Raw genomic sequence first — 5,765 nt, forward strand, 5'->3', positions numbered from 1 at the left:
CTGCCACCCGAAAACTTGCCGATCCTCGAATGGCTCGGTATCAAAACGTCAAAATCACTGTGATGAACCACTAGTGCGGTCTCATCTGCGGAAATATCGCTTGCAGCGCCGCTCGGCTTCCGCGGCCGCGGCCTCCGGCGTTGCGGCATCGGTCGCGACCGACGCGCACATCTGCACCAGCACGTAGTCGGCATTGACGGCGCCGGTCGCGGTCGAGATCGGGCCCTTGTAGCCGGCGTAATACTGGCTCTTCATGGTGTCCTTGAAGATCTTGACCTTGGGATCGCCGGACCACACCGCGGCTTCCGCATAGGCTGCGAGCGGCTGCGACCAGTACCCGCTATTGGCGTTCAGCCACGGCTCGTACTGCTCCTTCTCGAGCATGAACTGCAGGAAGGCTTTCGCCGCGTTCGGATAGGGGCTGTGCTTGAACACCATGGCGTTCAGCGTCAGCCCCGACATCGGCGTGGAGGCTGCGAGGCCCTTCGGCAGGAACTGATGCTCGGTGTCCTCGGCGATCGCGGCGGTCGCCGGATCGTTCTTCAGCGCGAAATAGAGCGAGACGCCGTTGGCCGTCAGCGCGATTTCCTGCGACGAGTAGGCGCGGTTGTTGGAGACGTCGTTCCAGGATGGCGTGCCGGCGATGAAGGTCGGATACAGCTCCTTCAGATATTTCAGCGCGGCCACCGTCTCCTTGCTGTTGATGGTGACGTTGCCTTCTTCATCGAGCAGGGAGGCATTGTGCGACCACAGGATCCAGTTGGCAAAGCCGTTGCCGTCGCCGACGGCGTTGCCGAGCGCGTAGCCTGCGGGCTTGCCGGCCTTCTGCAGCTTGCGACAGACGTCCAGCACGCCCGCATGATCTTCCGGTATCTTGTCGTAGCCGATCGATTGCAGCACCGACTTGCGGTACACCAGCGGCCCGCCGCTGGCGCCGAACGGCAGTCCGATCCAGGCGTTGCCCTTGGCGCGCTTGCCGTATTTCTGGGCCAGCGTCTGCCAGCCGCCATAGCGCTTGCCGAGATACTCGGCGACATCGGTGAGTTCGATCAGCTTGTCGGCGTAGATATGCGGCGCGTCCGAGAAGCCGATGATGATGTCGGGACCGGCGCCGGAGTTCGAGGTCACCGCCGTCTGCTGGTTGATGTCCTCCCAGCCGACGAAATCGACCTTGACCTCAACGCCCATCTTCTCGGTGAACTTGGCGGCGTTGGCGCGGAACACGTCCTCGTCGGCCTTGACGAAGCGGACCGGGCGCAGCATCCGCAGGTTCGCGCCCTTCTCGATCGGCAGCGACGGTGCGGCGACGTCGGCCGCCTTGACGCGCGATTCGGTTGATTGCGCCGAAGCGCCGGTTGCCGCCAGCGCTGCGGCCGAGAGGCCGAGCGCCAACGCGTCACGACGGGTGAGGTCGTTCCCCATAGTCTCCTCCCTTGTTTTTCGTTCCCGGCGTTACTCGCCGGTGAACGTGAGCCTCAGTCCTCATGGGGCCGAAGCAATCGCCTTGAGACTTTTGCCCCGCGCAATTTCCGCGTCGCGGGAAACGCGCGTTCCCCGCCGGCTAGCTGTTCGGGCCGCGATCCATGCTGACAGGCTGCCAGCGCCGGAGCGAGGTGTTCTGCAGCACCGACGGATTGACGCAGCTTACCGGCCACAGACCTGAAAGCACCAGTGACAATTCGTAGCCCACGCGGCGCTTGCGCGCTTCATCGAAACGTGCAGATGCGGAGGCGACATGGGCGGTCAGCGTGACGTTGTCCATGCGGAGCAGGGGATTGTTGTGCGACGGCGGCTCCTTCTCCAGCACGTCGAGCGCGGCATGCGCGATCCAGCCTTCCTGCAGCGCCTTGATCAACCCTTCCTCGTCAACCGTGGCGCCGCGTCCGGTGTTGATGAAGATCGCGCTCTTCTTCATCTGCCGGAAATGCTTCTCGGTGAGCATGTGATGCACCTCGGGCCGTGCCGGCGCATGCATCGAGACGAAGTCGGATTGCGAAAGCACCTCCGACAGCGTCGCCGGCAGCACGTTGTGTTCCGACATCAGCGTTTCCTGGATGAACGGATCGTAGGCGATCATCCGCAGGCCGAACGGGGCCGCGCGCTTCGCCACCGCGCGCGCCACGCGTCCGAACGAGATGAAGCCGAGCGTCTGTCCCATCAGGCGCGGAATTTTCAAGAGCGCCGGACGTCCTTCGCTCCAGCGTCCTTCGCGCACCATCCTGTCCTGCTCGACCAGGCGGCGGAAGCCGGCAAGCAAGAGCATCATCGCGTGATCGGCGACTTCCTCGATGAAGGTGTCGGGGATGTTGGTGACGGGGATGCCGCGGGCGGTTGCCGCCTTGACGTCGACGCTGTCGACGCCGACGCTGCCGAGCGTGATCACCTTGCAGTTCTCGAGCGCATCGATGACCGCTTTTGTGATCGGCATGCCCTTGGCGTAGATCGCATCCGCCGTCCTGGCGGCGGCGATGAATTCGGTCTCGTTGGCGGGAGCCTCGATGATTTCGGCCCCGATCGGATCGAGCGCTTCCTTCTCATAGTCGTAGCCGCCGCCGGCCACCGTGAAGCTTGCGCCCTTCGGCGTCACCACCCTGAACTTCGACATCTCCTGCTCCCGATTTGCTTCTTCGGTTGTTGATTCTTCGGCCGTCACTGGGCCGCGACAAGTCGCCGCTGCCGCGTCTTCGCAAGCCGAAGCCCATTCCGTACTGTTCCCGGTCGCCTTGAGCGCGGCTTTCCCGGGGTTTTACGGAGACGCTTCGTAACCTGACGCTAAAGGCTCTCACATTAGGGTGGACCGAATCAATCCGCCAAACACGCAAGCGCGCCATTCCCCGGAGACGCCCTGTGAAGCTGACCAACCTCAAGATCACCCCCAAACTCGGCATTTTGGTGGGGGTGACCATCCTTGGCCTCTGCGCCGCAGGCGTCCTCGCGGGTCATCTGATGCAGCGCGAAATGATGAAGGCGCGCATCGACCAGACCAAGGCGATGGTCGAGATGGCCGTGAACATGGCGGCCGGCCTGAAAAAGGAGGTCGATGCCGGGCGGATGACCAAGGAGGTGGCGCTCGCCGAACTCGGCAAGCGCGGCAACTCCATGACCTATGACAACGGCTCCGGCTACCTGTTCGGCACCTCCTATGATGGCATCACCGTCCTTGCGCCCGATCCCAAGCAGATCGGCGCCAACCGCATGGACGTGGTCACCAACGGCCGCAAGCTGTCCCGCGAATTGATGGATGGCGTGAAGGCGAAGGGCGAAATCCTCCTCACCTACGAATATGTGCGGCCGGGCGAACAGAAGCCGATCCGCAAGATCGGCTATGCCGTCGCCGTTCCCGGCTTCGACATGTATCTCGGCACCGGGGCCTATATCGACGATATCGATGCCAAGCTGGCGCCGATCGCCTGGCTGCTCGGCCTTTCGATCCTCGGCATCGCCATCATCTCCGGCTCGATCGCCTGGCTGATCGGGCGCAGCATTACCAGGCCGCTCGGCCAGCTCGGCACAAGGATGCGGGAACTCGCCGACGGCAAGCTCGATGGCGATATTCCCGGCGTCGGCCGCGGCGACGAGGTGGGCGCCATGGCGGCGACCGTGCAGATCTTCAAGGACAATGCGGTTCGCATCCGCGGCCTCGAGCAGGCGGAGGCGGAGACGCAGGCCCGCGCTGCGGCCGAGCGCCGTGCCGCGATGGAGAATATCGCCAACGATTTCGAGCGCAGCATCACCGGCGTGGTCCGTTCGGTCGCGACCGCTGCGGCCGGCATGCAGACCACAGCGCAATCGATGACGGCGACAGCGAGCGACGCCAGCGCGCGGGCTGCGACCGTCAGTGCGGCGTCCGAAAGCGCCTCGAACAATGTCGGCACCGTGGCTGCCGCGGCCGAGGAACTGTCGAGCTCGGTGACCGAGATCTCCCGCCAGGTCGCGCGATCCAGCGAGATCGCGAGCAAGGCGGTGGCCGATGCCGAGCGCACCAACGCCACCGTGCAGGCGCTCTCCACCGGCGCGGAGAAGATCGGTGAGGTGGTGAAGCTGATCCACTCGATCGCCGCGCAGACCAACCTGCTCGCGCTCAACGCCACGATCGAAGCCGCGCGCGCCGGCGAATCCGGCCGTGGCTTTGCGGTGGTCGCTTCAGAGGTGAAGGCGCTCGCCAACCAGACCGCGAAAGCGACCGAGGAGATCTCCGCCCAGGTCGCCGCCATGCAGGCCTCGACCACGGAGGCGGTCGCCTCGATCGGCGGCATCACCGGGACGATCGCCCAGATGAGCGAGATCACCGCCAGCATCTCGACCTCGGTCGACCAGCAGGGCGATGCGACGCGCGAGATCGCGCGCAACATCCAGCAGGTCGCGACTGGCTCCAGCGAGATTTCCACCCATATCGGCGGCGTCACCACGGCCGCCACCGCCACCGGCACTGCGGCTTCCGACGTGCTGTCGAACGCCCGCGAGCTCGACACCCAGTCCGGCATGCTCCGCAACGCCGTCGACCAGTTCCTGGCCAAGGTACGCGCGGCGTAACGCCGTTGTCGTCATGCCCCGCGCAGGCGGGGCATCCAGTAATCTCCGGCCGCAGTAATTGATCTGAAACGCCGTCGTTTACTGGATCGTCCGCCTTCGCGGACGATGACGACGGAATGCGGAGCTACTGCTTCTCGATCCCGGCTTCCGTGATCAGCTTTTCCCAGAGCACGAGCTGTTCTTTCAGGAATGCGTCGAATTCCTCTGGCGGGCCCGAAAATGCTTCCATGCCGCGTTCGGCGAGCTGGCTCTTGATGTCGGGACGCTCGACGACCTTGCGGATATCGGCGTTCAGCTTGACCACGATGTCCTTGGGCATGTTGGCCGGACCGAGATAGCCCTGCCATGAGGTGATGTCGAACCCTTTCACAGTATCATCCATGGTCGGCAGCTCCGGCAGCAGCGCCGAGCGCCGCTTGGTGGTGACGGCCAGCGGTTTCAGCGCCTTGGCGTTGACATGCGGCAGCCCGGTTGGGACGTCGACGAACATCATGGAGACGCGGCCGGCAATGACGTCGGTGAGCGCGGGCGGCGAGCTCTTGTAGGGGACGTGCAACAGATCGATGCCGGCGAGGCGGGCAAAGGTCGCGCCCGACACGATGGCCGATGAGCTGCCGCTGGCGTAGGAGTACTTGCCCGGCTCCTTCTTGGCGAGCGCGATCAGCTCGGCGACTGAGTTGGCCGGGATTTCCGGATTGATCACCAGCATGAACGGCAAGTCGCCGGTTCGCGCGATCGGCGTGAAGTCCTTGACCGGGTCGTAGCTCATGGTCTTGAGCAGATAGGGATTGGCCGAGTGCGTCGTGTTGGTCGTCACGAACAGGGTGTAGCCGTCGGGCGCGGAGCGGGCGACGTAACTCGCCGCGATCGAGCCGTTGGCGCCCGCCTTGTTGTCGATCACCATGGTGACGCCGAGCGCAGTGCCGACCTCCTTCGAGATCAGGCGCGTCGTGGTGTCGGTGCCGCTGCCGGCCGCGAACGGCAATACCAGCGTGATGTTGCGGTTCGGGTAGCCCGGTGCCTGCGCCGTGGCCACGCCGGACAGCAGCGCGAATGCCAGGGATGCCGCCGCCAGCATGCGCCAATGGTGTTTCAGTCCAGAGATCATATCGTCGTTTCCCCCGCTGGGTTTATGGGCAGTTGGTTGCCGGGGAAACTAGGCCGTGTGGACTCTTGGGATTCTCAAATCAGATTGAACGTGATTCAAGGCTTTCTTTTAGGAGGAAGCCTTG

4 protein-coding genes are annotated in these 5,765 nt (G+C 64.2%); 1 reads left to right on the forward strand and 3 read right to left on the reverse strand.

Features of this window, described 5'->3' with window-relative positions; all coding sequences use genetic code 11:
* Nucleotides 1-81: 81 nt before the first annotated feature.
* Nucleotides 82-1,422 (reverse strand): ABC transporter substrate-binding protein, encoded by a 1,341-nt coding sequence (locus AAFX91_RS38125; RefSeq protein ID WP_394569927.1) that lies wholly within the window; start codon nt 1,420-1,422, stop codon nt 82-84.
* Between the two features lie 139 nt (nt 1,423-1,561).
* The gene (locus AAFX91_RS38130; protein WP_394569928.1) at nt 1,562-2,605 is read right to left on the reverse strand and encodes a C-terminal binding protein; all 1,044 of its coding nucleotides are present in this window, start codon (nt 2,603-2,605) and stop codon (nt 1,562-1,564) included.
* A gap of 242 nt (nt 2,606-2,847) precedes the next feature.
* Between AAFX91_RS38130 and AAFX91_RS38135 the strand changes: the two genes are divergently transcribed.
* The gene (locus tag AAFX91_RS38135) at nt 2,848-4,533 is read left to right on the forward strand and encodes a methyl-accepting chemotaxis protein (RefSeq protein ID WP_394569930.1); all 1,686 of its coding nucleotides are present in this window, start codon (nt 2,848-2,850) and stop codon (nt 4,531-4,533) included.
* 124 nt (nt 4,534-4,657) lie between these two features.
* On the opposite strand, the gene AAFX91_RS38140 is transcribed toward AAFX91_RS38135, so the two are convergent.
* Nucleotides 4,658-5,641: a tripartite tricarboxylate transporter substrate binding protein gene (locus tag AAFX91_RS38140; protein ID WP_130583108.1), complete on the reverse strand. Its 984-nt coding sequence runs from the start codon at nt 5,639-5,641 to the stop codon at nt 4,658-4,660.
* Between the last annotated feature and the right edge of the window lie 124 nt (nt 5,642-5,765).

It is taken from the genome of Bradyrhizobium sp. 31Argb (assembly GCF_043638955.1).
Taxonomy (GTDB): domain Bacteria; phylum Pseudomonadota; class Alphaproteobacteria; order Rhizobiales; family Xanthobacteraceae; genus Bradyrhizobium.

Coding starts and splice junctions, on each gene's coding strand:
- AAFX91_RS38140 (WP_130583108.1), bottom strand. CDS start 5,641: ATGATCTCTGGACTGAAACACCATTGGCGCATGCTGGCGGCGGCATCC.
- AAFX91_RS38130 (WP_394569928.1), bottom strand. CDS start 2,605: ATGTCGAAGTTCAGGGTGGTGACGCCGAAGGGCGCAAGCTTCACGGTG.
- AAFX91_RS38125 (WP_394569927.1), bottom strand. CDS start 1,422: ATGGGGAACGACCTCACCCGTCGTGACGCGTTGGCGCTCGGCCTCTCG.